Source organism: Vibrio tetraodonis, from assembly GCF_003350295.1.
Classification (GTDB): Bacteria; Pseudomonadota; Gammaproteobacteria; order Enterobacterales; family Vibrionaceae; genus Vibrio; species Vibrio tetraodonis.
Genome location: NZ_QLYY01000018.1, coordinates 52,169 through 78,395 on the forward strand (window position 1 = coordinate 52,169; position 26,227 = coordinate 78,395).

General features: G+C 41.5%; 21 protein-coding genes, 1 pseudogene and 1 other annotated feature. Of the genes and pseudogenes, 13 read left to right on the plus strand and 9 right to left on the minus strand.

Annotated features, from left to right (window positions below; genetic code table 11):
* Positions 1-217: 217 nt before the first annotated feature.
* Positions 218-280 (minus strand): annotated as a pseudogene (locus tag DPF90_RS20625) (hypothetical protein); the annotation flags it as partial.
* Positions 281-1,382: 1,102 nt separating this feature from the next.
* Here DPF90_RS20625 and DPF90_RS14030 point away from each other — a divergent pair.
* The 7 genes from DPF90_RS14030 (at position 1,383) to btuF (ending at position 8,390) form a co-directional block, all read left to right on the plus strand.
* Positions 1,383-2,294, plus strand: coding sequence for a PLP-dependent cysteine synthase family protein (locus tag DPF90_RS14030; RefSeq protein WP_114786965.1), 912 nt, complete (start codon positions 1,383-1,385; stop codon positions 2,292-2,294).
* Positions 2,295-2,305: 11 nt separating this feature from the next.
* On the plus strand, positions 2,306-3,565 hold the full coding sequence (locus DPF90_RS14035) for an FAD/NAD(P)-binding protein (protein ID WP_114786966.1): 1,260 nt from the start codon (positions 2,306-2,308) through the stop codon (positions 3,563-3,565).
* A 1-nt stretch (position 3,566) separates the two neighbouring features.
* Entirely contained in the window at positions 3,567-4,811 is a 1,245-nt protein-coding gene (locus tag DPF90_RS14040) for a propionate CoA-transferase (protein ID WP_114786967.1), read from the plus strand.
* A gap of 18 nt (positions 4,812-4,829) precedes the next feature.
* Positions 4,830-5,423, plus strand: a complete 594-nt coding sequence (locus DPF90_RS14045; protein WP_114786968.1) for a LysE family translocator — start codon at positions 4,830-4,832, stop codon at positions 5,421-5,423.
* 475 nt (positions 5,424-5,898) lie between these two features.
* Entirely contained in the window at positions 5,899-6,597 is a 699-nt protein-coding gene (gene mtnN, locus DPF90_RS14050) for a 5'-methylthioadenosine/S-adenosylhomocysteine nucleosidase (protein WP_114786969.1), read from the plus strand.
* 23 nt (positions 6,598-6,620) lie between these two features.
* On the plus strand, positions 6,621-7,574 hold the full coding sequence (locus DPF90_RS14055) for a cobalamin biosynthesis family protein (RefSeq protein WP_114787051.1): 954 nt from the start codon (positions 6,621-6,623) through the stop codon (positions 7,572-7,574).
* Positions 7,575-8,390 (plus strand): vitamin B12 ABC transporter substrate-binding protein BtuF, encoded by an 816-nt coding sequence (gene btuF / locus DPF90_RS14060; RefSeq protein WP_114786970.1) that lies wholly within the window; start codon positions 7,575-7,577, stop codon positions 8,388-8,390.
* Positions 8,391-8,450: 60 nt separating this feature from the next.
* On the opposite strand, the gene thrC is transcribed toward btuF, so the two are convergent.
* From thrC to thrA, 3 genes are read right to left on the minus strand one after another with little or no spacing between them, the layout of a single operon-like run.
* Complete coding sequence (thrC, locus tag DPF90_RS14065) at positions 8,451-9,737, minus strand: threonine synthase (protein WP_114786971.1); 1,287 nt, start codon at positions 9,735-9,737, stop codon at positions 8,451-8,453.
* Entirely contained in the window at positions 9,734-10,690 is a 957-nt protein-coding gene (gene thrB / locus DPF90_RS14070) for a homoserine kinase (protein WP_114786972.1), read from the minus strand. The genes thrC and thrB overlap by 4 nt, the downstream gene beginning before the upstream one ends.
* Positions 10,691-10,706: 16 nt before the next feature.
* Positions 10,707-13,166: a bifunctional aspartate kinase/homoserine dehydrogenase I gene (thrA, locus tag DPF90_RS14075; RefSeq protein WP_114786973.1), complete on the minus strand. Its 2,460-nt coding sequence runs from the start codon at positions 13,164-13,166 to the stop codon at positions 10,707-10,709.
* A 29-nt stretch (positions 13,167-13,195) separates the two neighbouring features.
* Positions 13,196-13,314, minus strand: a sequence feature (Thr leader region).
* Between the two features lie 277 nt (positions 13,315-13,591).
* Between thrA and DPF90_RS14080 the strand changes: the two genes are divergently transcribed.
* Complete coding sequence (locus tag DPF90_RS14080; RefSeq protein ID WP_114787052.1) at positions 13,592-14,053, plus strand: hypothetical protein; 462 nt, start codon at positions 13,592-13,594, stop codon at positions 14,051-14,053.
* A gap of 26 nt (positions 14,054-14,079) precedes the next feature.
* On the opposite strand, the gene DPF90_RS14085 is transcribed toward DPF90_RS14080, so the two are convergent.
* Together DPF90_RS14085 and DPF90_RS14090 are read right to left on the minus strand one after the other, a co-directional pair.
* Positions 14,080-14,565 (minus strand): putative 4-hydroxy-4-methyl-2-oxoglutarate aldolase, encoded by a 486-nt coding sequence (locus DPF90_RS14085; protein WP_114786974.1) that lies wholly within the window; start codon positions 14,563-14,565, stop codon positions 14,080-14,082.
* A 35-nt stretch (positions 14,566-14,600) separates the two neighbouring features.
* Positions 14,601-14,990 (minus strand): DUF3293 domain-containing protein, encoded by a 390-nt coding sequence (locus DPF90_RS14090; RefSeq protein WP_114786975.1) that lies wholly within the window; start codon positions 14,988-14,990, stop codon positions 14,601-14,603.
* Positions 14,991-15,315: 325 nt separating this feature from the next.
* On the opposite strand from DPF90_RS14090, the gene arcA reads away from it, so the two are divergent.
* The gene (arcA, locus tag DPF90_RS14100) at positions 15,316-16,032 is read left to right on the plus strand and encodes a two-component system response regulator ArcA (RefSeq protein WP_114786977.1); all 717 of its coding nucleotides are present in this window, start codon (positions 15,316-15,318) and stop codon (positions 16,030-16,032) included.
* A gap of 63 nt (positions 16,033-16,095) precedes the next feature.
* Here the strand turns inward: arcA and hldE are convergent, their stop codons facing one another.
* Together hldE and glnE are read right to left on the minus strand one after the other, a co-directional pair.
* Positions 16,096-17,526 carry a bifunctional D-glycero-beta-D-manno-heptose-7-phosphate kinase/D-glycero-beta-D-manno-heptose 1-phosphate adenylyltransferase HldE gene (gene hldE / locus DPF90_RS14105; protein ID WP_114786978.1) on the minus strand — a complete coding sequence of 477 codons (1,431 nt, stop codon included), beginning with the start codon at positions 17,524-17,526 and terminating at the stop codon, positions 16,096-16,098.
* Positions 17,527-17,587: 61 nt separating this feature from the next.
* Positions 17,588-20,428 carry a bifunctional [glutamate--ammonia ligase]-adenylyl-L-tyrosine phosphorylase/[glutamate--ammonia-ligase] adenylyltransferase gene (glnE, locus tag DPF90_RS14110; RefSeq protein ID WP_114786979.1) on the minus strand — a complete coding sequence of 947 codons (2,841 nt, stop codon included), beginning with the start codon at positions 20,426-20,428 and terminating at the stop codon, positions 17,588-17,590.
* 418 nt (positions 20,429-20,846) lie between these two features.
* Here glnE and DPF90_RS14115 point away from each other — a divergent pair, with 418 nt between their 5' ends.
* The gene (locus tag DPF90_RS14115) at positions 20,847-21,629 is read left to right on the plus strand and encodes an ion transporter (protein ID WP_114786980.1); all 783 of its coding nucleotides are present in this window, start codon (positions 20,847-20,849) and stop codon (positions 21,627-21,629) included.
* Between the two features lie 8 nt (positions 21,630-21,637).
* On the opposite strand, the gene DPF90_RS14120 is transcribed toward DPF90_RS14115, so the two are convergent.
* Positions 21,638-23,155, minus strand: a complete 1,518-nt coding sequence (locus tag DPF90_RS14120) for a CYTH and CHAD domain-containing protein (protein WP_114786981.1) — start codon at positions 23,153-23,155, stop codon at positions 21,638-21,640.
* A 203-nt stretch (positions 23,156-23,358) separates the two neighbouring features.
* Between DPF90_RS14120 and DPF90_RS14125 the strand changes: the two genes are divergently transcribed.
* The 3 genes from DPF90_RS14125 to DPF90_RS14135 all read left to right on the plus strand — a co-directional run bounded on the left by DPF90_RS14125 (position 23,359) and on the right by DPF90_RS14135 (position 26,204).
* Complete coding sequence (locus DPF90_RS14125; RefSeq protein WP_162814037.1) at positions 23,359-24,039, plus strand: TIGR00153 family protein; 681 nt, start codon at positions 23,359-23,361, stop codon at positions 24,037-24,039.
* A 125-nt stretch (positions 24,040-24,164) separates the two neighbouring features.
* Positions 24,165-25,424, plus strand: coding sequence for an inorganic phosphate transporter (locus tag DPF90_RS14130; RefSeq protein WP_114786983.1), 1,260 nt, complete (start codon positions 24,165-24,167; stop codon positions 25,422-25,424).
* A gap of 168 nt (positions 25,425-25,592) precedes the next feature.
* The gene (locus DPF90_RS14135) at positions 25,593-26,204 is read left to right on the plus strand and encodes a TIGR04211 family SH3 domain-containing protein (RefSeq protein WP_114786984.1); all 612 of its coding nucleotides are present in this window, start codon (positions 25,593-25,595) and stop codon (positions 26,202-26,204) included.
* The last annotated feature ends 23 nt before the right edge of the window (positions 26,205-26,227 follow it).

Sequence of the window (26,227 nt, forward strand, 5' to 3'; positions counted from 1 at the left end):
CTCTGATTCAGCCGACACGAGAAGCGCGGATTATAGGCGATAGGCTCTGCTTAAGCAATATAAAATTCATAATCTACTCTATCACTTTCAGTTCTGTCGCAAAGTTTATTGAAGACAAGCAGACTCATCTCCAGACGCGACTATCCTGCGAGGGCTTAACATCGATGCATACAGTGCAACATGATCATACTACTCCTCTCAATCGCCACTTTCTGAGTTAAGCTTGAGCGATAGCACTATTGAGAAAGGCTTTACAGACCGCTTCATCCCAACTTTTACTAAAGTAGTAATCAAGGACATCGCCTTGTTTGTCGACGCTTCGGTAGTAATATAGCTACTCTACTTTGATGTAGGGTTCATCCATTCGCCAAGAGCATGCTACCGCTTTTTCTTACGTCCAAGAATATACTCTAGGATGGATGTAAATTTGATGCCTCAACGAATAATGGTTGCATGATCAAACGCTAATCTACACTCAAGTATATCTATTCAATATCGTGATAATTGAGCTTGTAAGCAAGATAGCAACGAACGGTTTCGAGAATGGCTTCAGAAGGAAAGTGACAACCTCTAAACATTAAGAGCTAGAGTGGTAAATGTAAATTGTTCAGATTCTAACTTAACGCTCTAGCGTTTGCCACAGAACCATAAATGTCTTAATAACGCTGTAGAAGTATGTAACGTAAGAAAGTTGCTTGGATATACTGGAGGCTGCAGGATATCAGTTATGGAACAGATCAAGTTATATAATATTAGTACCATTAAGATAAAGAAATGTGAGACGGAATTAATATCAGAGATATGATTATTTAACTAGGTGCTTCTACTGACTTTAGTGCAAACAGAACACTGTTCAAAGGGTATGAATTTTCCTCCACTGCCAGTTTCAACTTAATAAATAATGTAGTAACAGTTTCTGAAAGTTAGGGCTTTCTATGAATATGGGAAATATGTTTACAGGATAGCTCCGAGAGAATAATTACCTGAAAACTAGATTTGGTATCAAATGGAAAAGATTTTTAATTAGATTGGAGAAGAGACCTGTAATTGACTAAAAGGCAATTAACTTACTTACCCAAATTAACGAGTTTTAAAAGCTACTTATCTTATTGGCTCTTATGAGATTTTTCTATATTTACACCCAAATAGTAATCCAAACTTTATGAAGGCTAATTTCTAAAGTAATATGTTAATAATTATTTTTTAATTTTTATTGACATATTGATATTTATTTTTATAATATCAACCATTTATGAAACAGATCACATATGATTGAGTTGTTTTTTATCAAGTAAATTAGGCCAAAGCGATTATCCAAAAGTACTCATAAGTAAATGCATTATTTGGGTCTAAGTCTTTATCTGTATGAATTAAGGAAAGCTATGTTTTTACAAGATTGTGTAGGGAATACTCCAATAGTGAAGTTGGAAAAAACTTCTGACTCATTGTTTGCAGATATTTATGTCAAGTTAGAATTCTTAAATCCATGGGGGTCAATTAAAGATAGAGCCGCAAAATCAATGGTTGACTCCGGAATATCGGAAGGAAAAATTAATGAAAATACCATAATAGTGGAGGCGACTACTGGAAATACTGGTATTTCTCTTGCTGGTATATGTGCTTCTATGGGTTTGAAGCTCATTATAGTAATGCCAGAGTATGTATCTGAAGAGCGTAAGAAAATATTAAGCATGCTGGGTGCTGAAGTCGTTTTGACGCCTAAGGATCTTAACTATTCTGGTGCTGTTAACAAAGCTAAAGAACTTTCACATAAAGAAAACCACTACCTCATAGACCAAGGAAATAATTTAGCTAACCCCAATGCTCATAAACAAACTGGTAGAGAGATCATCGATTTTTTTCATGGCACACCTGATATCTTTATAGCCGGTATAGGTACAGGAGGACACTGTAATGGAATAGGAAATACGCTCAAACTACACAACGATAATGTAAAGGTTGTAGCGGTTGAACCAACGCAGGCAGCAGTACTGAGTGGTAATACACCTTTAGACCAAGTTAACTCAGATCATGGAATCCTAGGAATTGGCCCCGGAATTATTGCAGCAACTGTTGATAGAAATGTGATCGATGAAGTATTCGTGGTTAATGAAGATATTGCTCAACAGACGACAAGAGACATCATTAAGAATGAGGGGTTACTATTAGGATTTTCCTCAGGTGCATCCATAGCTTGTGCGATTCACTATGCACAACGTCCTGAGAATGAGGGCAAGAAAATTCTTACTGTCGCTGCTAGTCAATCAGAACGCTATTTCTCAGCTGGCCTATAGAGACGACTAAAATGAACACTATCGGTATTATAGGGAGCGGGGCTGGGTGTATCGCTATCCTAAAAAGTTTGTGTAAACATAATGTATGTAATCTGAAAATATATATCTTCAGCGAGGATCATTCGCAAGTAGGTTATGCATATAAAAAAGCTCCCGACTTTTTCATCATGAATACAAGGCTAGATTCATTAACCCAGTTTGACGAGATCATATCAGTACAGAAATGGCTTCAATCCCATAACTATTTTTTCTCGGATGACGATTATATCCCTAGATCTGTATATGGAAAATATCTACAAGATGTAAAAGAAAATTTATTCTTACAATTAGAAAATAGTTCCTGTGTTTTAGAGTTAATCGAAAAGGCGGATTATATAGATAATGCTGGCAAAATAGTGTCGGATGGAAAAAAGTATAACGTCGATACAACAATAGTCAGTATCGGGTTCGGAAGTGATTTACTTAACGATCGTCTTTTCTCTGCCATTCAAAGCTGTGACAGTTCTCGACCGATAAAAATATATGGGTCGGGCCTAACAGCCATAGACCTAATATTATACGCTCATTCAATGCATCCTAACTCATCAATTGAGTGTGTATCTTATTCAGGTAGGTTTCCGCGTGTACGCAGCCAGTTCAAATCAGGAGAAGGCTCTCTATTTGAAGGTTTTTCACCAGGCAACTTTGGGTTAAGTAATATTATTAAAAACTTTAATGGTCTATTAAAAGATGACATTGAAAAAAGTATTATCTACGATGAAAAATTTAGTCTTATTGATGAAATAAGATATTGTGAATCGAATATTCCAGAATGGCAGAAAGTGATATACTCTTCAACCCCTAGTTATTGTAAGGTGTATCAAAGCCTTCGAAAGAAAGAACAGCTGTTGATCCATAAGATGAAATCCCGGATTATTGAAAATAGAGCTATGTTCCCATTAAAGAATGCTCGAAAAGTTTGGAATTTAATCAACAATAAACAGCTCAAAATATCAAAGGGATATTATTCCGGTGAACCTAGTACTGGAAATGAATTCTTAGCTTTTAATACCACAAAAACAACTCCGTTTTTAACTTTTAGCAAGCTTCCTAAACATGATATCACTGGTGTTAACGTCGATAATAACTGTAAAGTTATCGATTCTAGAAATATTTATTGTTTGGGACCATTGACGAATGGTAGTCGTTTCTTTACTGAAGCGACGTCATTAACCGTTCGGGACGCCTCGATCATTGTAGATAACATTCTCATGCAACATGGACATATCTAATATGAATAACACCGATGTGTATAGATTTAGAAAACTACTTAAAGGCGTTCACGTTGTGGATATTGTGTCTTTCGGAAGCGCTATATCTCCCGAATATCTCATAAACCTTCTGAGTGCAGCAAGTTGGAATGGAAATTCGCCCCAAAAGTATGGCTTTATTGCTTCGTCTTTACCCGGTAATGGATGGTTTGGTGGATTCAATACGTTAATAAACTCGAACAATGTTGACTGGGTTGTGGGTGGTTTTTTTGGTACAGTAGATTGTGTGAATCTTGCTCTAGAAACCAATAGTATAGAAGTCCACAATATACCACAAGGCGTATCGAGCGTCCTCTTAACTGAAGAAAAACGTAGTATCCGAACCCGTATTGGTGCTGATACGTTTCTTGACCCAAGTAACAAGGGGACGTTAGTAAACTCAAATTATCTAGGCCAACTTAATATTTCGAAAAGAATAGGGACTGAAATTGAGTACAGTCTACCTGAAAGTGACTTAATACTTATTAGGGGTTCAGGTATGACAGAGGGTAGTTCTGTCGTATTGGAAACTGATCCAATAAACTTAGACATAGAGTTATGTATTAGATCAGCGAGAAAAAGAGGAGCGAAGGTAGTCATACAGACACCTAATACAGTTATCAATAATCCAAAAATTACTTGTAGCCTAGATCTCTTTGATGCGGTTTTTTCCCCACCTAGCGGTCTTCATAAAGTGGGGTTTGTTCCTTCGAGATACCACCAGTTTTCACAGAATCTTACCAGAAAATGTGAGGTCTCGCATCATATAGCAAACGCACTTCATGAACGTATAAGACACAATGAGACTCTAATCGTGGGAATAGGGCTACCTGTTCCTGCGATAAACCGTATACAAAGTTTATATACAGAAAAAAAATTCAATATTTTTGTTGAATCAGGGATGACGGGAGAGATTTTGTATGATGGTGATGGATTTGGCCTATGTAGCAACGGAAAGCCAGTGATGTCACAAAAACAAATATTTAAAAAAATATGGAATGGAGAAATTGACCATGCTGTATTGGGTGTTGGGGATTTGGATTCTCATGGTAATATACACGTGGCAAGTTTAGGAAAAAAATTTTTCGGGGTTGGTGGTTTCGTTGATATTAGTCAATCAATTAACAAACTGTCTTTCTGTCACAGGAAGAAATTACTTACCTGTAACTTACCTGATATAAGCTATAAGTTTAATAATTCACAAGATGTTAAGTTTATAGAAGGTTAATAAAGAGGATAGTTACCTATGATGACTAGCTATGCACTTCTAGTTTCTTTGGGAATCATGAGCCCAGGCCCTGGTTTTGTTCATACTGCCACACATTCAATAAATGGTTCAAAGTGGAGCATCTTTAAAGTAGTATTCGGTTTAGCTATAGCAAATTTATTTATTTCTACAGTAGGTTCGTTAGGGCTCGGTTCATTTCTATCAGAACCTAGAGTAAGAACAATAATTACTATTACTGGCTGTATCTATTTAACATTTGTGGCATATAAACTTCTAGTCTCAAGCCAAAAAAGCCCAACTGATATAAATAAGGAAGCGAGTTTTATATCTAGTTTTATGATACAAATTTCCAATATTAAAGCGATACTTTTTATCACAAGCGCAGTGACTATAAGTATGAACACAGCTCATCACCTCCAAATGACAATTTTATTTCCCATAATAACCTTCAGCATCAGTTTTATATGGTATGGTTTTGTCGGGATTATATTTCAAGTACAAAAGTTTAGTGATTTTTTAAAGACCAAAGTTTGGATTATAAATAAAATAGCATCATTTGTTATTATTTATATGATAATTCAATTGATTAGTAGCGAAACATTGGTTTTTTAAACGTATAGCAAGTGGTTCTTTCACAAAGTTGATTCATGACGAGCTGACTCATATCCAGAAGCGACTATCCTGCGGGGGCATTAAATCTATCCACCGTGCTCTCGCCCTACATGTCAAATTGACACCCCAACGAATGATGATTTAATGATCAATTTCTACTCCACGCTCGAGTTGTATCTATTTAATATCTCGATCACTGAGCTTGTAAACAAGATAGTAACCAAGGGTTTAGAGAATTACCTCAGAAGGAAGGTGACAACCTTTAAACATTTAGAGTTAGAATAGTAAATGTAAATTGTTAATATTTTAACTTAACGCTCTAAAGCTTACCACAGAACCGCATTATCATCATTCACAAACCAACGACACAAAGTCTAACTAGCTATAGGTTCGATTCACTCTTCATTCCTATCTGCCGCATTTCTGTTACACTTAGTGCAACATATCCTATCTTTCTGAAATAACAGGAATCCGCATGAAAATTGGCATCATAGGTGCAATGGAGCAAGAAGTTACTCTTCTTAAGCAAGCAATCACAAACATGACACAAGCATCTAAAGCAGGCTGTACATTTTTCTCAGGTCAACTTGATGGCGTAGATGTGGTTCTTCTCCAGTCTGGTATTGGCAAAGTTGCTGCTGCAATTGGAACGACGATTCTTCTAGACGAATATCAGCCAGATATTGTAATCAACACAGGCTCCGCTGGAGGCTTTGATTCATCCTTGAGCTTAGGCGACGTAGTTATTTCTACAGAGGTTCGCCATCATGATGCCGACGTCACTGCTTTTGGCTACGAAATGGGCCAAATGGCAGGCCAACCAGCAGCTTTTTCCGCAGACTCGAAATTAATGGATGCAGCAGAGAAAGCTTTGTCTCAAATGGAAGGCAAACATGCTGTTCGCGGGCTCATTTGTACAGGTGATACCTTTGTCTGCTCTAGCGAAAAACAAGCCTTTATCCGTCAGCACTTCCCATCTGTGGTCGCTGTAGAAATGGAAGCGTCTGCAATTGCTCAGGTTTGTCATCAATTCAAAGTACCTTTCGTGGTTGTTCGCGCAATTTCTGATGTTGCAGATAAAGAATCTCCTATGAGTTTTGATGAGTTCCTACCTTTAGCAGCAAAAAGCTCGTCTGAAATGGTATTTAACATGGTCAATCTGCTCAAGGCATAATAGTAACGGAAGTGCTGATGAACGTGGAAACTCTCTTTAATCAGCTCTACTCAAATGGCGCCTTACTCGTATTGTGGGGCGCTTTACTGTTTCATCTTATCCTTCCTTTTCCACGCGAAGCTCACCCAGCGATTCTATGGCATAAATTTGCAGAGCAGCTCGCTGATAAGGTCAATACTAACTCAAGTTATTCACAAAGCATGGTATCTGGTACGTTAGCAATGCTACTTATGACTCTCCCCATGCTTGCTCTTCTTATCGCACTTAAGCCACTGGTATGGCAAGCCCAATTATTTGATTTGGCTCTGCTGCTACTCGCAATTGATTGGCGCAATACCGATAAATTCACCAACCAATTTGTGCTGGCTTTGGCAAGAGAAGATAAAGAACATGCCAAAATGCTTCTGACTCCGATCGTTAATCGTTCTACTCGGTCATTGTCATTAATGGGGTTGGGTAAAGCAGGAGCAGAAACCCTTATCATGTCTTATGGAAGAAATGTTGTTGCGGTACTTTTTTGGTATGCGTTAGCCGGAGGTATAGGCGCTTTTCTTTATCGTATGACCGTTGAGCTAGCCAGAGCCTGGTCTCCATCACGTAAACGGTTTTCTCCTTTTGGCGTTCCTGTTATTCGTTTGGTTGCCATCTTAGATTATGTTCCACTGCGCCTTTTTGCTCTGATGATCGCTATTGGTGGAAGAACTCGAGAGGTCTTTGCCCTTCTCAAATCACAAGCAAACACATGGCCACTACCAGGCCCTGCGTGGTTACTTGTTTCCGTCGGAGCAAAACAACAGCTCTCTTTAGGTGGCCCTGCAATGTACGATGGAAGTAAAGCGGTTCGGAGTAAACTTGGCGGCAGGATTGCTCCGTCTGCGATTCATATTGCTCAAGTGCAACGTTTGCTCGCATGGCGAATGTTTGCTTGGATAGTACTGCAAAGCGTTATCATGGTCGCCATATATCAAGGAATTTAAATGCTGTTTCAGCGCCTAATTTTATTATTCATTCTTTTCACGACAAATTTATTCGCAGCACCCGTTGAACGCGTAATAAGTTTGGCTCCTCACATCACAGAGCTATTATACGCTGCGGGCCTTGGAGATAAACTGGTTGCTGTAAGTGAATACAGCGATTACCCACCACAGGCAAAGCAGATTGAAACTGTATCAAATCATCAAGGCCTTAAATTAGAACGCATTATTACGCTTAAACCAGATCTTGTGGTCACCTGGCCAGGAGGTAATCCAGCTAAAGAAATAGACAAACTTAAAGCATTTAATATCAATATTTACCCTATTAATATCCAGTCGCTAGAAGATATTGCCAATTACCTTGAAAAACTCAGTTTATACGCCCCTGATCCTGATATTGGCCAGCAGGCTGCAAAAAGCTTTAGGCAGCAGCTGTCCGAGATGAGACAAAAATACCAAGTGGACACTCCTATTCGCTATTTCTATCAACTGAGTGAGCAACCACTTATGACCGTCGCCAAAAATCACTGGCCGAGCGAAGTTTTTTCATTTTGTGGTGGCGTCAATGTATTTGAGAATAGCCCTGTTCCATACCCACAAGTGGGTAAAGAGCAGGTTATTTTGAAAAACCCTGATGTGATATTCGCATCACAATCTTCCTCTGCCACCTCTTTATGGGCAAAGTGGAAGACACAAATGAAAGCGGTGCAAAACCATCATATCTGGTCTATCAATTCAGACTGGCTAAGTAGACCCACACCAAGAACCCTCAAAGCCATTGAGCAAGTGTGCACTCATTTTGAAACTTTGAAAAAATGAGCTGCAGCAGATAAAAAACTCGCATTAAAAAGGTCACCGAAGTGACCTTTTCTTTTTACATTATTGCTTTGTCACATGATACAAAACATCTTTAAGCAATTCAAAGTCATTTGCTAAATCTTCTGAGAGTAGCTCCATTGCGGCATGTTTTGCTAATGGACCTGGAAGGTCAATATCTGTTCCCAAGATATCATCAACCACTTCCTTAAACTTAGCTGGGTGCGCCGTGCATAAGAAAAGCCCTGTTTCGCCTTCTTGTAACTGCTCACTCAGCACGCGGTAAGCTATTGCACCGTGAGGTTCGCAAAGATAGCCTTTCTCATAAAGCTCTTGTACTGTCTCAGCACTTTGTGCATCAGTAACGGCCCCTTTACCAAGCGTTGCTAACCCCCACTTTTTAACGCGACAAAGCTCTTCAATACGCGGCCAGTTATTTGGCTGACTCACATCCATTGCATTTGATGTGGTAGCAATTGTGGCTTTAGGCTCCCATTGCCCAGTTTCTAGGTATCGAGGCACAGTATCATTGATATTAGTCGCGGCGATAAAACGTTTTATCGGTAATCCCAATGCCTTTGCCAAAAGCCCGGCAGTTAAGTTACCGAAGTTACCGCTTGGAACTGACACAACTAGGTTTTCACGCTGCTCTTTACTCATTTGTGCAGCGGCTTCAAAGTAATAACAGATTTGCGCCATTAATCGACTGATATTAATTGAGTTTGCAGAGTTCAAACCTATATCATCACGCAGTTTTGCATCATCGAACGCCTGTTTAACGAGTGCTTGACAGTCATCAAAGTCACCATTAATTGCCACAGTGTGAATATTCTTGCCCAAAGTACAAAATAGCTTTTCTTGTAATGGGCTAATTTTTCCTTTCGGGTACAAAATGACAACATTGATGTCTTCCATCCCATAAAAAGCATGCGCAACAGCAGCACCAGTATCACCAGATGTAGCCGTTAAGATAGTGATCTTACCGCCATCTGAGACCGTTGCCAGAGATTGAGCCATAAAACGGCCACCAAAATCTTTAAAAGCAAGTGTAGGGCCATGAAATAGCTCCAATGCATAAACATCATCGCTTACACCCTTAATCGGTGCTGGGAACTGAAAAGCAGCATCAACCATGGCATTAACTGTTTCTTGAGATAGCTCATCACCAATCAACGCAGACAGTATCTTAGTACTACGAGATATGAAATCTTCAGCTAATAACGAATCAATATCATCAAACGTTGGTAATTCTTGAGGAAAAAATAAGCCTTGATTACGCCCCAAGCCTTGACGAACAGCTTGAGCAAAAGAGACTTTCTGATCATTTTCTTTAATATTGTAAAGCTTCATAGCTCACTTCCTGTAACTTTGGATCCCTGCTTGTCTAGCTGACAAATATGAACGAATCCTTCTTTATTTTGTACGTAATTTTGTTCTAGCCACCGAGCCACTCGCTCGGCAACATCTTTGTCTTTACAAACACTAAACAGTGTCGGGCCACTGCCTGATATACCTGTTGCTAAAGCTCCCGCTGTCGCAGCATACTGCCTCGCCTGAGAAAAGTTTGGTAATAACTTTTCTCGATATGGCTCAGCGACAACATCTTTCATCATTTTTACCGCCAGCTCTGGCTGATTCGAATGACAAGCATGAACAAACCCTGCCAAATGGCGACCATGAGCAATAATATCTTGACGACGATATTGAGATGGTAAAATTTCACGAGCTTCGGCGGTTGAAACTTTAATACCTGGGTAAGCCATGACCCAATACCAGTTATCAAAACAAGGAACTTCTTGACTGATAATACCAAGCTCTTCCAACATTAACTGCACACCACCTAAGAAGCATGGAGCGACATTATCATAGTGGACTCCACCAGATATCTTCCCTTCCATTTCTCCCATCAGTGCAAGCAACTGTGTCTTATCGAGTGGATTACCATGAAATTGATTTAGCGCATCTAAAGCTGCGACTATTGAGCAAGCGCTAGAGCCCAAACCAGAGCCAATCGGCATATTTTTCTCAAGGGTCATCTCTATAGGCTGTAAAGCAACGCCTTTTTTATCCAGCTCTCTAGCAAACACCTGCCAGCAGTCGTAAACAATATTTTCTTTAGGGTCGGTTGGCAATTTTGAAACAAAATCCCCAGCTGTTAATAGGCTAAAAGGCTCATCACCGGCCTTTATCATAACTCGATCGCCCAGCAATGTGCCGTCAATGGGAGAAACAGCTGCACCCAGGACATCAAAGCCAACACTAACATTACCAATCGACGCAGGAGCGTAGACAACGACATCCATACCATTACTCATTTGGTTAAACCCCTAGTTTCCATCCTAATGTGCGCATTACATCTGAGAATACACCAGCTGCTGTTACTTCTGTACCCGCTCCGTAACCGCGCAGGACAAGTGGTATTGGCTGATAATAACGACTGTAAAAAGCCAGCGCATTTTCACCATCTTTTATCTTAAACATAGGGTCATTGTCATTCACAGCGGAGATACTTACGCGGCACTGACCTACGTCAATTTCTCCTACGTAGCGCAATACTTTGCCCTCTTCAGCCGCTTTAGCTGATAGCTGTTGGAAATAGGCATCAGCTTCAGGTAGCCGAGCCATAAATTCTTCAACATTGCCTGAATCATCAAAACTAGGCGGCAGTGCTTTTTCTACAATGACATCTTCAAGTTCTAGATTCATTCCAGCTTCGCGAGCCAGAATCAACAGTTTACGGGCAACATCCATACCAGAAAGATCATCTCGAGGATCGGGTTCAGTAAAGCCGTTTTCTTTCGCTATGTTTGTTGCCTGGCTCAATGTCATACCTTCATCTAACTTACCAAAGATGTATGACAGTGAGCCTGAAAGGATACCACTAAAGCGTTCAAGCTCGTCACCAGCAGAAATAAGATTCTGTAAATTTTCAATCACAGGCAACCCTGCTCCAACCGTTGTCTCGTACATCAATTTGCGACGAGAGCCGCGAGCTATTTCACGAAGTTGATGATAATAGGCCATACTCGCCGTATTGGCTTTCTTATTGGGTGTCACAACATGAAACCCTGCGGCTAGAAAATCAGCATATTGACCCGCAATCACCTCTGATGAAGTGCAATCGACCAAAACAGGATTAATAATATGGTTACGTTGTACCAATGAAGTAAGACGGGCAAGGCTAAATTCTTCGCTGGCATCTTTGATGCGATCTCGCCAGTGTTCTAATGGTAAACCTTGGCTATCAAGCAGTAAGCCTTTACTGTTGGCTAAACCACAAACTCTTATCACTATACCTTTTTCCGCTAACTTAGCTTGCTGACGCTGAATTTGATCAACCAATTCACCTCCAACACCTCCCACACCGACAACAAACACATCTAGGAAATGTTTAGAATTGAACAAATTTTCATGACACGCCTTAATCGCTTCTGAAATTTTATCCTCTGGTATCACTGCAGAGATAGCGCGCTCTGAGGAGCCCTGAGCAATAGCGACAATGTTGACATTCACTTCAGCTAATGAAGAAAAGAACTGTGACGCAACCCCTTTCGATGTGCGCATTCCGTCGCCTACCAAAGTCACAATGGCAACGTTATCGATAAAATCAACAGGCTCAAGTAAGTCGTCTTTAAGTTCCAACTCAAATGCATCGTTGAGCGCTTGCTCTGCCATCGCTTTATCGGCAGATTCAATACAAAAGCTGATGCTATATTCCGAGGAAGACTGGGTGATTAAAACAATCGATACGCCCGCCGATGACATAGCACCAAACACTCGGCTTGCCATGCCCACCATGCCCTTCATACCTGGCCCAGAAACATTAACCATTGTTAGGTCACTGAGCGTCGTAATCCCCTTGATAGATAGGTTATCTTCACCGGTATCTTGACCAATCAGAGTACCTGCCCCTTGGGGGTTGAAGCTGTTTTTAATAAGACAAGGAATATGGAACTGAGCAATAGGGGCAATAGTTTTAGGATGCAATACAGAAGCTCCAAAATAAGACAGCTCCATCGCTTCTTGATAGCTCAATGATTTTAGCAAACGGGCATCATCAACCAGTCGAGGATCGCAATTGTATACACCGTCTACATCCGTCCAAATCTCACAGCATTCAGCACGCAGGCAGGCCGCTAAAACCGCTGCAGAATAATCAGAACCATTGCGACCTAAAGTGACAAGCTCCCCCTTGTCATTACCAGCTGTAAAACCAGGCATGATATTGACATAACCTTGCGACAAAGGGGTTTGACGAAAATTCTGGGTAGACACCTCAACATCCACCATAGCTTCTAAGTACTCGCCTTGTGCATAAAGGTACTTTACAGGATCAATTAAGCTAGCTGGCTGACCTTTGGCTTCCAATACCGCTTTCATCAGTTGAACAGATATTCGCTCACCCTTACTTATTATCCGAGCATTAACATTGCTTGGGCACATACCTAATAGGTTTATCCCATGAACAAACTGTCGCAGCTGATTCATCGACGTTTTGACTTGGTTGTCGAAGTCAGAGCCATCTATGCTTGGTATGGATTGTTTTATTTCTTGATACAACTCCTGAAAAGAATTCTCTAGATCAGCTATTTGTGTCTCTACCTGACCATTTTTTAATGCTCCATCAATAACAGCAACGAGTTTATTGGTTGTTTTTCCAGGAGCCGAAAGCACAACCGAAACTTCTTCTTGCCGAGCGTTGTTAGTAATAATATCTGCTGCTCGTAGAAATCTATCTGCGTCAGCTAACGATGAGCCACCAAACTTTAAAACGCGCATTCCTTCCTCCAAATGCTTGTAAATAGGTATAAAAAAAGGCCTGTATCTCATGGGATACAGGCCTTTTTTTGAATTTATTTCGCTTAGCAGCCCGCCCCAACATGTGTAATGTCGGTAATAATAATGGTTGTGGTCATTACTGATAGGCTTAAATGATGCATATGCGATTTTCCGATAATAATGTGTCTGCGTTCCCTACGTTTAACCTATTCTCTTATCATGAGTCAACGTTTTTTTTATTTTTTTATTTTACGCTTCCGACTTAGCTTCTTTTAATCCCATCAACAAGTTACATTAGATACAATCAATATTAAATTAATTTCATATCAATTAATAAATAATTTTATCGCAAATGTGCCTAGCGATGATCGTATTTTATGCTTTAATTGATCCTGCGGTGGGAATTAAAAATGTGGGAGCGAAAAATGAAAAAACAACTATATCTTATCCTCGCTCTTATGGCTTGTTCAACGGTAGCTGCCGATCTGCCCACTTTGCCTTCTCAAAAAAAAGCATCGCCACACAAGCTTTTTCTATCTAGCGAAACCAATCACTACGACTTTGACACGTGGAAGATTGATGGCGGTTACTCTTATAACCTCTTCAATAAAATGGATTTCTATGTTGGCGCTCGGATCAATCAAAGCACATCAATCAACGAAAGTGGTTTTTTAAGTGGCGTCAGTTATCAAGTGACTCCAAGAGTATCAGTGCAAAGCAGCCTACACTCCTACCAAGATGACACCAAAACTCTGGGTAATGAGACCATGATCTCCGCCGAAGTCTCAAGTAGAATGAGATTGACAGAAAATCTAGACCTACATGCAACACTTGAGCACCAAGAGTTACAACAAGAGTTTGAAGTGGGTATTGGCTTTCGGTTTTAAGTCTCACAATCCAAAACTAACTGGGATCAACTCCAATCGAGTAGCTCGGTGGACATGAACACACCATTCCAGTCCGCGTATACATAATCACCTGGCTGGATCATCTGATTATGAATCGTTAAGGTTACATTCATTTCACCTGCACCGCGTTTTTCTGTCTTGAAAGGACTAGTACCTATGGCCTTGATACCAAAGTCCATTTCTGCCATCACAGCGACATCTCGAATGGCTCCATAGATAATGACACCTTCCCAATGGTTATCAATAGCTAGAATCGCCAACTTATCTCCTAACAAGGCTTGTTGACATGACCCATGGCCGTCAACGATCAATACTTTTCCTTTGCCGTCTTGACTTAAAGCTTCTCTCACTTTTGAGTTATCGTGATAACAACGAACGGTGACTATTTCTCCCCAAAAAGCACATTTACTGCCAAAAGTGTGTAACGGTATGTCCAATAAAATAACTTTGTCTTCATGTTTATCACATATTTCCGGTGTTATATCTTTCATAATGCCTCCTTTATCTTTGAACATACCTTCAATAACTATCTGCAGCGCTGCAGCCAGCTTCCAAGATTGGCTTTCGTTCCATCGGCGAAACAAGAAAGTAAAAACAGCTCATCTTTTACCACATAGTAAATAGCATTCTGCTGATACTTTTTCCCGATCTCCAAGGCTTGTTGCTCAGATATTGCAACAGCAAAACTGATTTCTGCCCAACTAAAGCGACTATCCCCAACCAAGACCTCACTGAAATAAGTATGACCAAATTCTTTGACTAGGTTGTGATTGCAACGATCATTTTCCAATTTGGACTGCCACTGACTTTTTGGGTTCCAAGCCGTGATAATAGCGAATTCATCCAATATAGGCTGAAAAGTGAACTTAAAGTAAGGATCTGAATACTGTTGCCACAGAAATGCATCTATCATCATATTCATTATGCTTTAGTTATGTTATCGACGATTAATTTTTGTTACATTCTAACTCTTGATATAAATCAACAAAGTGAATGGAATTAACATTCTGACATTGTTAGCAGGCTGTTAACATTATAGAATTCGCAGCAAAGACTAATAGAAAAAGCGTGATCATAAGGGATCTCAAACGCGCATTGAACCCAAGGAAGGCGGGCAACCAAAGAAACAATGTACTTTTTCAGCCTTTGGTTTATTATCAGCATCACATTATCTGTATGTTAGGTTTTTGCCTAGAATTTATTCTGTTAGCACAATTTTTTCACAAGTTTAGGTACCGCCAATGCAAACCCCGCACATTCTTATTGTCGAAGATGAGCAAGTAACTCGTAACACTCTAAAGAGTATTTTTGAAGCAGAGGGATACGCTGTTTTTGAGGCCAGTGACGGTGAAGAGATGCACCAAGTGCTGTCTGACAATCAGGTTAATCTGGTCATTATGGATATTAACCTACCAGGGAAGAATGGTCTTCTGCTTGCTCGAGAGCTTCGAGAGCAAGCCAATGTCGCACTTATGTTTCTGACTGGGCGCGATAATGAAGTTGACAAAATTTTGGGCCTTGAAATAGGTGCTGATGACTATATCACCAAACCATTTAACCCTCGTGAACTGACAATTCGAGCTCGCAACTTGCTCAGTCGCTCCATGATCTCTAGCGCTGTAAACGAAGATAAACGCAGTGTAGAAAAGTACGAATTTAATGGCTGGGTTTTGGATATCAATAGTCGCTCACTCGTGAGCCCAAGTGGTGATGATTACAAACTCCCGCGTTCGGAATTTAGAGCATTACTTCACTTCTGTGAAAACCCTGGAAAAATCCAAACACGAGCAGACTTGCTCAAAAAGATGACTGGTAGAGAGCTTAAACCTCATGACAGAACAGTGGATGTGACGATTCGAAGAATACGTAAGCATTTTGAGGCTGTTTCAGGTACTCCAGAGATCATTGCAACCATTCACGGTGAAGGCTATCGCTTCTGTGGTGACCTTGAAGAGTAAAACCACGCAATAGTGGATTAAAAAATGGAGCCGCGGGCTCCATTTTTTATTTCAGTTGAGGGCTTACCCTCTTCCACCTTTGATCGCATCAATAATCTCTGTGGTTGAGCAACCCTCTTCAAAGTTGAGCACTTTGACTTCACCGCCGTTTGCTATGACCTCTTTACCACCCGCAATATCTTCAGGCTTGTAATCTCCGCCTTTGACAAGCAAATCCGGTAAAACTTCAGCAATCAGGCGCTGTGGGGTTTCTTCTTCAAAAGGCACCACCCAGTCTACTGCACCTAATCCCGCCAATACGGCCATTCTTCGATCCGTTGGATTAACTGGGCGTCCTGGTCCTTTGAGACTTTTTACTGAATCATCGGTGTTAACAGCAACAATCAAACGATCTCCAAGCTCGGCAGCATGGTTAAGATAAGACACATGTCCAGCATGGAGAATATCGAAGCAACCGTTTGTCATCACGACTTTCTCTCCCTTAGACTGCGCTTTTTTAACCGCATCAATTAGTGATTGCTCGGTCACTACACCAAAGTCTGTGTCTTGACTACCGTGAACCGCTTCCGCGAGCTCGATCGTTGATACTGTAGAGGTGCCAAGTTTACCTACGACAACACCAGCAGCAGCATTGGCGAGTGCGCAAGCCTCATCAAGAGGTTTGCCAGAGGCAACTGAAGCGGCAAGAACCGAAATAACCGTATCTCCAGCACCCGTTACGTCATACACTTCTTTTGCTAACGTTGGTAAATGGAACGGCTCTTGTCCACGGCGTAATAAAGTCATGCCGTGTTCACTGCGTGTCACAAGGAGCGCTTCAAAATCGTATTCTTCGATAAGCGCTAGCCCCTTCTCTACCAACTCTTGATCATTTTTAACTTTACCAACAACCAGCTCAAACTCAGTGAGATTAGGCGTCAGTAATGTAGCACCGCGATAACGTTCAAAGTCAGCGCCTTTAGGGTCAATAAAAACAGGAACTTTGGCTGCACGCGCTTTTTGAATAAATTGCTGTACGTGCTCTAAGGCCCCTTTATCGTAATCGGACAACACAACCGACTTCACCTTGGGCAAAGCTTGCTCCATCCTATCTAAAATAAGTTCCGCGTCCGTATCTTCAAATTTATCTTCAAAGTCCAAGCGTATGAGTTGTTGGCCACGACTCAAAATGCGCAGCTTTGTGATTGTCGGATAACTGGGCAAAGCGACAAAATCACATTTCACTTTCAGAGCTGACAATGTCTCATTAAGAACTTTAGCGGGTTCGTCAATCCCAGTTAAACCAACAATATGCGCATGACCACCAAGAGAAGCAATATTCATTGCCACGTTCGCTGCTCCACCAGGGCGCTCTTCGTTATTTTCTACTTTTACTACAGGAACTGGCGCCTCTGGAGAAATACGTCCAGTTGGGCCATACCAGTAACGGTCTAACATAACGTCACCGATAATCAATACACCAGAGTCACTATAGTTCGGTAGGATTGGTTTCATTGCGGATCTCCAAATTCTATTTCGGGCAGAAGTCTAACACAGGCAGGTCAAAGCGCTAAATCTATTCTAACCACTCATGCCAAAGAGTCTTCACAAGCTCGCGCTCTTTCAACAGCTTTTCTTCAGCGACGTCGGTTTCTAAATTGAGTAAGTTTCTATGGTGAATATGATTTCGTATAGTGGTATAAGCATGCGTCAAAGCCATTGCTGGGACTTCTTCCATCACACCTTGCGCTATCATAGATTCAAGAATTCTTACGTTATCGCTCCATCGGGTTAACTTTGGTTTATCGTGACTGAACCTCAAAACCAAGTACTGTGTAAGAAACTCAACGTCTGTTATCCCGCCAGGGTCCTGTTTGAGTAAAAAACGTCCTACTTTCTTTCCACCAAGGTGGCTGCGCATTTTCTCACGCATTTCAACCACCTCTTTTTTGAGCAAAGATTCTTCGCGAGGTTGGCTGAGAATATGGTGCCTTGTGTGAGAAAATGCTTTCTCAAGCGCTGAATCACCATAGATCATACGGGCACGAACTAGCGCTTGATGCTCCCATGTCCAAGCATCATTTCTTTGATACTCATCAAAGGCTTCAGTCGTTGTCACAAGAAGACCTGATGCACCAGATGGGCGTAAGCGAGTATCAACGTCATACAGGATTCCTGAGGCGGTGCGAGTAGAAAATATATGTATTATTCTTTGCGCTAACCTAAGGTAAAACTGCCGGCCATCAAGTTCTTTCTTGCCATCAGTGTAGCTATCGACCGGGCAATCATGAATAAAGACCAAATCTAGATCTGAATTGTAACCCAGTTCCCAGCCCCCTACTTTGCCATAACCGATCACGGCAAAACCCCGCCCTTCTCGATCTTTAAGATGAGCTGGTTCACCATACTTTTCGACCACTTGCATCCAAGCTTGATTCACCACTGAATCAACTATCGCTTCAGCAAGATAAGTCAAATGGTCGCTGACTTTCATCACAGGTAAGGCTCCCGCAATATCCGCAGCCGCAATACGTAAGCTACAAATTTGCTTGAACTGACGCAAAGCTTCCATTTGCTGTTCCATATCATCTTCTGGGATACGGGCTAAATAGTCTCGTAACTCAGAACGATAGCTTCCAAGTGGCACAGGATTATACAGGTGTTGTGGGTCAATCAACTCGTCAAGTAAAATGGGATAACGACCGAGCTGCTCTGATATCATAGGACTCTCGGTACACAAACGTACTAACTGAGTTAATGCTGCTGGGTATTCATCCAATAATTCCAGATAAGTGGTACGAGTGACTATTCTGTGTAGCAAATGAAGTACGCGCGGCAGCCCATATCGTGCATCTCGGTGCGCAAAAATTGCACCAAAAACTTTAGGCATCAATCTATTAAGAACTTGTCGTCCTCTTGGCCCCAATGTTTTCTTCGCTAAATCCCGTTTAAAACCAATAATAGTCTGAGCCATTTCTGCCCAATGCTCACTAGCAATATCTTGAGCAAGAATGCCCTCAATAACATCTGGCTTTGCAACCATGTCCCACAGTTCATGGTAATGTTTGTCAACGTCTAGTGAGTCCTCTTCATCATCTCCAATTAAGTTAGAAAAAACTTGGTGGACCTTGTGCATATGCATTTGCGTTTCTTTAAGTAAAGAAGGCCAATCCTTGTAACCCATTGCTATCGAAAGCTGCAATTGCTCTTGCTCGTTATCTGGTAAAGTTTGAGTTTGTTGATCAGACATTGCTTGTAGCAAGTTCTCTAAACGTCGCAAAAAATGATAGGCATGCCTAAGAGCCGCCACTTCCTCGGTGGTTAATAGCTCAAGAGTTTCTATTGCCGACAGGGTTTTCAATAGTCCCCTTTGACGCAGGCTTGGTTCTCTTCCTCCGCGAATAAGTTGAAAAACTTGAGCAACAAACTCGATTTCACGGATCCCTCCAGCGCCCAATTTTATATTGTTCTTAAACCCTCGACGCCTAACTTCACTGCTTATCATTGATTTCATTCTGCGCAGTGACTGAATAGCACTGAAGTCGATATAACGACGAAACACAAAAGGCCTTAACATTTGCCGCAATGCTTTATACTCTGAGTACATTTCACTGCCCATGACACGACCCTTGATCATGGCGTAGCGTTCCCAATCTCTGCCTTGCTCTTGATAATAATCTTCCAACGCAGCATAACTCATCACCAAAGGACCACTTTCACCAAAAGGGCGTAGCCGCATGTCAACCCGATAGCAAAAACCATCAAAAGTTTGCTGATCTAAGGCCTTGATGATCCTCTGAGCTAGACGAGTGAAAAATTGGGCATTTGATAAACTTCTGGTTGCCCCTCGGGTATCGCCGTTCTCTGGGTAAGTAAAAATAAGATCAATATCAGAGGAGAAGTTAAGCTCGCCACCACCAAGTTTGCCCATGCCAATAATCAACATAGGTTGCGCTTCACCTGAAGAGTTACAAGGCGTTCCCCATAATTTGCAGCACTCACCATATTGCCATTGATAGGTTTCAAACAACATCGCCTCTGCCAGCTGCGACAAATGTTCAAGGCTTTGCTCTAAAGTCCAATTACCCACAAAGTCTCGCCATGCAATGTATACCATTTCTCGGCGACGAAATTGCCTTAAGATTCTGTGACCTTGAGCTTCATCCGTGCAATCTGCCAAACACTTTCCAAGGCGCGCACGATATTCTTGATGGCGAGACGGCTGTTCTAACATTTCGGGGAGCTGCTGTTGTAAGTTCTGATCTTGGTGTAAAGAATCAACAACAAACTTACTTAAGCCAGCAATATAGTTTAGTTGCTCTCGCCTATGCTCTGGCCAGTGTCCGATAGCATTATCTTCATATAGAAGCTCGAGAGCACTTTGGGACACACAAGCAAGGTTGTCGGGCAGTTGCATTCTTCTTCCTTGGGTTAGTAAAAAGGTTGATAAGAATGTTATACCAATAAAAAACCTTCACTAACAACGAATGAGTGTAGATTGAATGCTATTCTGACATTCAAACAATGAAGGATGTGATCTTAACATTGAGAGCTCTCATTGGTATTCACTCGAAGAAGTCTCTACATGTTCGGATATTAACATCCTAAATTTATCGATTATCACTAAAGTGCAAAGAAAAGCAGGCTAGGTTATTTAGTGAATCAATAGAATATAGGTGATAGCAGATTTCCATTACCTAACAATGCCATTTCAGTGTTACTTCGCTACCAATTCTTATATAGTTAACAGTAGTTTGGGGGCACTATTGGCACATTGATAACTGCCCTTCATTGTTATCATTGACTTCAAAACCGAGTGTTAATCTGGGCCAAATATGAAACAAAGCGATATCAAGGACGATATAAAGCCAATGAGCTTGTTGTCTCTCATCTTGTCATTTATGGCACTATTTGTTATTTCTGCATTATTGTTCTTTCCACTCAAAGAGCCTACACGCCAAGTACTTATCGGCTTAGATTTTATTATTTGTAGTGTTTTTCTACTCCAACTAACTATTGATTGGGTTCGCTCTGACAATCGGCTTCACTATATAAAACATCATTGGATTGATTTCCTAGCCAGCATTCCCATGGTGGAGCCTCTGCGTTTTGCACGTTTGTTCCATATTTTGCGCGTGATTTTAGTCATACGCTCTAGCCGCTCCTTAATCAAACAACTCATGGTTAATCGCCGCGAAACAACTCTGGCTTCTATACTCTTACTTATGGTGATATTACTCACCATAGGCTCAAGTTTGATGCTGTTTGTTGAAAGCAAAGCGCCTGAGGCCAATATACAAACGGGTGGTGATGCAATGTGGTGGGCGTTAGTCACTATCTCAACGGTAGGCTACGGTGACCATTTTCCTGTGACTAATGCAGGAAAGATTCTCGCATCAGGGCTAATTATTTGTGGAGTAGGTATTTTTGGTATGATTTCAGGTCTTATCACATCACTAATCACTTCACCAACGGAAATTCAGGAAAAACGCTCAGAAAACAAAGAGCGACTGTTACTCGAAGTACTAGAGCGACAGCAAGAGATCCTAATACGTTTAGAGAAAATCGAAAGACAGCAAAGCAAAAATGAGGAGCCACAAGACTCCTCAAAAAAATAAACTCAGCGTTAATCTTGCCAATACGGCTGCGCTTCGATACAAATCACTCGTGTTTGTTCCATAGCATGTAGAATCGAGTTTTCTTGACGAGAGAGCCAACGTTTTAATTGCTCTTGCTCTTCTCCTTCCAATTTATCGATTAACTTGTCTAAGGTCCTGAGTTTTAACAAATCATCGATACCATGTAACAAATCGCGCCACGGCAATCTAAACCGATTACGTTCCTCTGCATCGAACAAACTGGCAAAACTAACGCCAGTGTATAGATTGCGCATCAGTCTATACCTTTGATCAATGTAATCCTGACTGATCAAAGAGCGCTCTGGAGGAAAAGCTTCTATTAATTCGGCCCAGGTACGATCAAGCTGTTTGAAAGAGAAAGGTTCAATGGTGAGACTCATTTTATCTTGGGCTTTATCATCAAGAAATGGCTGCCAACCACGAGTAAGAATCCAGCGACTAAGGTCTAGTAGTAAACCTATATACCTAGCTGAATTAAATAGGGTTAGAATTTCTTCTCTATCGGGCAAGGAGTCTTGAATAAGTTTAAGCTCCTCTACCAAAAACTTACGCGCATCGAGCTTTCGCAATGCATGTCCTTTGTCATCCAGCAATGCGTCGAGATATTCAAAATCATTGAGCCATTCCAATGACTGCTCTAACCACTTTAATTCTTGGCGAATTAGCGCACTTGCTCTTCGAGGTACTATTCCACCATATACAGTAAGTAACTGACGAATAAAACTAATCGAACTTTTTATTTGATGTAATGCTTCAATTGACTCTCTTTCAGCATAGATTTGTTCGTGGTAAAGCCAGTGGGATAACCCATGCTCAAGGGAATGTACGAAACAAGACTCGACCGTATCCTGCTTATCCGTCGCCACCAAAGCCAAAGGTTTGACCTCGTCGCCTTGATAGTTATCAGCGAGCCGATAACCCTTTGCGGCTTTACTTAGGTTACCTAGGCGCAAGCCTCCATTTTCAGACAAACGGCGAGCTAGGGTAAACAGTGCATCCGCTTGCCCTGATTTCAGCTCTAGTTCAATTTCACAAATGGGCTCTTTACGCTCACCAGCCTCAACCATACCTTGATCAAAAGCCACCTCGATCTGGCTACCATCGGACATTCCTATCAGCCATTGTTCACGAGTAAAGTTGGTGGAAAATATAGGTTCAAGCTCTGACTGTAAGTCTTTAACGTCCTTACCTTCAGGCCAAATATCGGATGGATGAAGTTCAAGCAGAGGCTCATCGCAATCATGCTCAGCATTGTACTCAGGTCTTTGATGCAACCCAGCAACAACACGACCAGAAGTTTTGACCGTCTGAACATAAACATCGTCAAAACGACGAATACGGAGACCAATATCATGAACACGTAACCAATTTTCTTTGGTATCAAAATAAATATTGCCAAGTTTACGGCAACTATGCTGAAGCACTTTTTCTTGTACAATCAGATCTTGTAAAGTATTTGAAAATTCAGGAGAAACAAAAAACTTCAGTTCTATCTCGTTTTCCATAGTGGTCCCTTTTAGCACAGATACAAACAGAATATTGCCAATTTCCAAACCGAGCAAGAAAGAAATATCATCTCAATGATGATCTAAAACAGTTTTAATGATGGATTTAATGGGTTACCATGCGCGCCTTTATAGCCATCGTTCAACATTTCGCCATGAATGGTATATGTTATTTTTGGGTTATATAAATAGGTTGAATGACCATGCCAGTGAATACAATTATGGGGTTATTTGCAAAGTCCCCAATCAAGCCTTTGCAGCGCCACGTTGTGTGTGTCAATGAATGTTGCTCACACCTAGTCAACTTCTTTGAAGTAAGTTCAAAAGGAGACTGGGAGAAAGCATCAGAAATTCGCGCACAAATCTCACATTTAGAAAAAGAAGCCGACGTTTTAAAACGTGAAATTCGTCTCAAGCTTCCTCGCGGTTTGTTTATGCCTGTCGATCGTAGCGATATGCTCGAACTTCTGACTCAGCAAGACAAACTGGCAAACCTAGCAAAAGACATTGCCGGTCGAGTATATGGCCGACAATTAGTCATACCCGAACCTCTCCAAGAAAATTTTATTGCGTATGTTAAGCGCTGCCTAGATGCAGCCAACCAAGCGCAGAAAGTAATCAACGAACTCGACGAGTTATTAGAAACCGGATTCAAAGGCCGCGAAGTTACTCTTGTAGCCGAAATGATTCACCAACTAGATGAAATTGAAGATGACACCGACGCGATGCAGATTGATCTTCGCCAGCAACTAATGGCAATCGAAGGCGATTTAAATCCGATTGATGTGATGTTCCTTTATAAAATTCTTGAATGGGTAGGTGGCATAGCCGATCAAGCGCAGCGCGTTGGCGCACGCCTTGAACTTATGCTATCTCGCTCATAAACAATAAGTAACTAAATAACGAAGAGCATTTTAAGCATACCCCTACTAGGCGATACACAAACAGACGCCAAGGGGTTTTGTTGTGTCTAATATGCTCCGCTTGTTATCAACAACTAGGTATTACGATGGATATCCTTGCGAATTACGGCACTGTCCTGATTATTATTGCAGCAGTTTTTGGCTTTATGATGGCGATCGGTATTGGCGCAAATGATGTGGCCAATGCAATGGGAACCTCAGTAGGCTCCAAAGCGCTAACTGTAAAACAAGCGATTATTATCGCGATGATTTTTGAGTTTGCAGGGGCTTACCTTGCAGGCGGTGAAGTAACTGACACAATTCGCAAAGGGGTTATTGAGACTTCTCTGTTTGCCAGTCAGCCCGATGTACTCGTATTTGGTATGATGTCTGCTCTTCTCGCTGCGGGCTCTTGGCTACTACTTGCCTCTTACATGGGATGGCCTGTCTCTACTACTCACTCAATCATAGGAGCAATCATAGGCTTTGCGTGTGTATCAGTAGGGACCGAAGCTGTCGACTGGGGCTCAGTTAAAGGCATAGTAGGCAGTTGGATAATCACCCCTATCATCTCTGGATTTTTCGCTTACGTGATCTTTGTCAGCGCGCAGCGGCTAATATTTGATACAGAGAAGCCATTGTTTAATGCCAAACGCTTTGTACCTATGTACATGTTCATCACCACTATGGTGATTGCATTGGTAACTATCAAAAAAGGCCTAAAACACGTAGGTCTGCACCTCACAAATGGTGAAGCTTGGGTATGCTCTGCCGTAGTTTCTGCCATAGTGATGGTCAGTGGATACTTATATATTCAGAAAAAGTTCTCCAGTCGCGAAGATGATCATGGGTTTGCGGGCGTTGAGGGTATATTCAGTGTGCTTATGGTAATCACAGCCTGTGCTATGGCCTTCGCTCACGGGTCTAATGACGTAGCGAACGCAATTGGCCCTCTTTCTGCCGTTGCTTCCACCATAGAGCATATGGGTGAGATTACAGATAAAAGCACTATAGCTTGGTGGATCCTGCCTCTCGGTGGCTTTGGTATCGTCGTGGGATTAGCCACACTTGGACACAAGGTAATGGCGACAGTCGGTACTGGGATTACTGAACTCACACCAAGTCGCGGCTTTGCTGCTCAGCTTGCAACAGCCTGTACTGTTGTGCTTGCTTCAGGTACTGGACTTCCTATTTCAACGACCCAAACGCTGGTAGGTGCTGTACTAGGTGTAGGTTTTGCTAGAGGGATCGCAGCATTGAACTTGGGCGTTGTTCGTAACATCGTTGCTTCATGGATTGTGACCCTTCCAGCAGGTGCTCTGCTTGCGGTGGTATTTTTCTATGCCATTCAAGCGATGTTTGCTTAAGCAACAAGGTCAATGATGTGTTAACTCACTGTCATTATTGATTCAAATCCACAGAAAGGGAGGCAAAGCCTCCCTTCTTTGTTGCAGTAGAGTCTGAAACTACTTACTATTTGGTATCGGGGCTTGTTAGCCCAGCAAATGATAGAGAAGATTGCTAAAGGATTGATCGTGAAAAAACTGGTTTGCTTGGTTTTAGCTTCAATGTTAGTCGCACCTGCGGCTTTGGCTAAAAACCGTTATATCGCAGATAACTTATTTACTTATATGCACTCTGGCCCGAGTAACCAATTCCGAATTATCGGCAGCGTCGATGCGGGGGATAGAGTTACTTACCTTACTGCAGACAAAGATACTGGATATACTCAAATCCAAGATAGCAAAGGTCGTAAAGGCTGGGTTGAAAGTCGCTTTGTTACAACTCGTGAAAGTATGGCATTGCGCCTACCTAAAATTGAAAAAGAATTATCTGATGTGAAAGCGAAACTGGCTAACGCTCGCTCTAATGCCGATCAGGAAAAAGCAGGATTAGCAGACTCTTTAGAAACCAGAAATCGCCAAATTGCTGATCTAGAAAAAAGCTACAGTGACATTAGTCAGCAGCTTACTGCATCACAGGAAGAAGTGCGTAACCTCAGAGCCAAACTAGATACACAAAAAGATGATCTATTACTTAAATACTTTATGTATGGCGGCGGTGTCGCTGGCATAGGCTTGCTGTTTGGTCTTATCTTACCTCACATCATTCCACGCAAGAAACGCTCTCCTTCAGGTTGGGCATAATAACCAGATTCTATGTAAAGGTC

What these genes read in the sequence shown, in the direction of transcription:
- DPF90_RS14130 (WP_114786983.1), top strand. Translation starts at nt 24,165, where the DNA reads ATGGATATCCTTGCGAATTACGGCACTGTCCTGATTATTATTGCAGCA.
- DPF90_RS14120 (WP_114786981.1), bottom strand. Translation starts at nt 23,155, where the DNA reads ATGGAAAACGAGATAGAACTGAAGTTTTTTGTTTCTCCTGAATTTTCA.
- thrA (WP_114786973.1), bottom strand. Translation starts at nt 13,166, where the DNA reads ATGCGCGTTTTAAAGTTTGGTGGCTCATCGTTAGCTGACGCAGATAGA.
- hldE (WP_114786978.1), bottom strand. Translation starts at nt 17,526, where the DNA reads ATGAAACCAATCCTACCGAACTATAGTGACTCTGGTGTATTGATTATC.
- DPF90_RS14040 (WP_114786967.1), top strand. Translation starts at nt 3,567, where the DNA reads ATGAATAACACCGATGTGTATAGATTTAGAAAACTACTTAAAGGCGTT.
- arcA (WP_114786977.1), top strand. Translation starts at nt 15,316, where the DNA reads ATGCAAACCCCGCACATTCTTATTGTCGAAGATGAGCAAGTAACTCGT.
- btuF (WP_114786970.1), top strand. Translation starts at nt 7,575, where the DNA reads ATGCTGTTTCAGCGCCTAATTTTATTATTCATTCTTTTCACGACAAAT.
- DPF90_RS14085 (WP_114786974.1), bottom strand. Translation starts at nt 14,565, where the DNA reads ATGAAAGATATAACACCGGAAATATGTGATAAACATGAAGACAAAGTT.
- mtnN (WP_114786969.1), top strand. Translation starts at nt 5,899, where the DNA reads ATGAAAATTGGCATCATAGGTGCAATGGAGCAAGAAGTTACTCTTCTT.
- DPF90_RS14045 (WP_114786968.1), top strand. Translation starts at nt 4,830, where the DNA reads ATGATGACTAGCTATGCACTTCTAGTTTCTTTGGGAATCATGAGCCCA.
- DPF90_RS14030 (WP_114786965.1), top strand. Translation starts at nt 1,383, where the DNA reads ATGTTTTTACAAGATTGTGTAGGGAATACTCCAATAGTGAAGTTGGAA.
- DPF90_RS14125 (WP_162814037.1), top strand. Translation starts at nt 23,359, where the DNA reads ATGCCAGTGAATACAATTATGGGGTTATTTGCAAAGTCCCCAATCAAG.
- glnE (WP_114786979.1), bottom strand. Translation starts at nt 20,428, where the DNA reads ATGCAACTGCCCGACAACCTTGCTTGTGTGTCCCAAAGTGCTCTCGAG.
- DPF90_RS14035 (WP_114786966.1), top strand. Translation starts at nt 2,306, where the DNA reads ATGAACACTATCGGTATTATAGGGAGCGGGGCTGGGTGTATCGCTATC.
- thrB (WP_114786972.1), bottom strand. Translation starts at nt 10,690, where the DNA reads ATGGATGTCGTTGTCTACGCTCCTGCGTCGATTGGTAATGTTAGTGTT.
- DPF90_RS14090 (WP_114786975.1), bottom strand. Translation starts at nt 14,990, where the DNA reads ATGATGATAGATGCATTTCTGTGGCAACAGTATTCAGATCCTTACTTT.
- thrC (WP_114786971.1), bottom strand. Translation starts at nt 9,737, where the DNA reads ATGAAGCTTTACAATATTAAAGAAAATGATCAGAAAGTCTCTTTTGCT.
- DPF90_RS14115 (WP_114786980.1), top strand. Translation starts at nt 20,847, where the DNA reads ATGAAACAAAGCGATATCAAGGACGATATAAAGCCAATGAGCTTGTTG.
- DPF90_RS14080 (WP_114787052.1), top strand. Translation starts at nt 13,592, where the DNA reads ATGAAAAAACAACTATATCTTATCCTCGCTCTTATGGCTTGTTCAACG.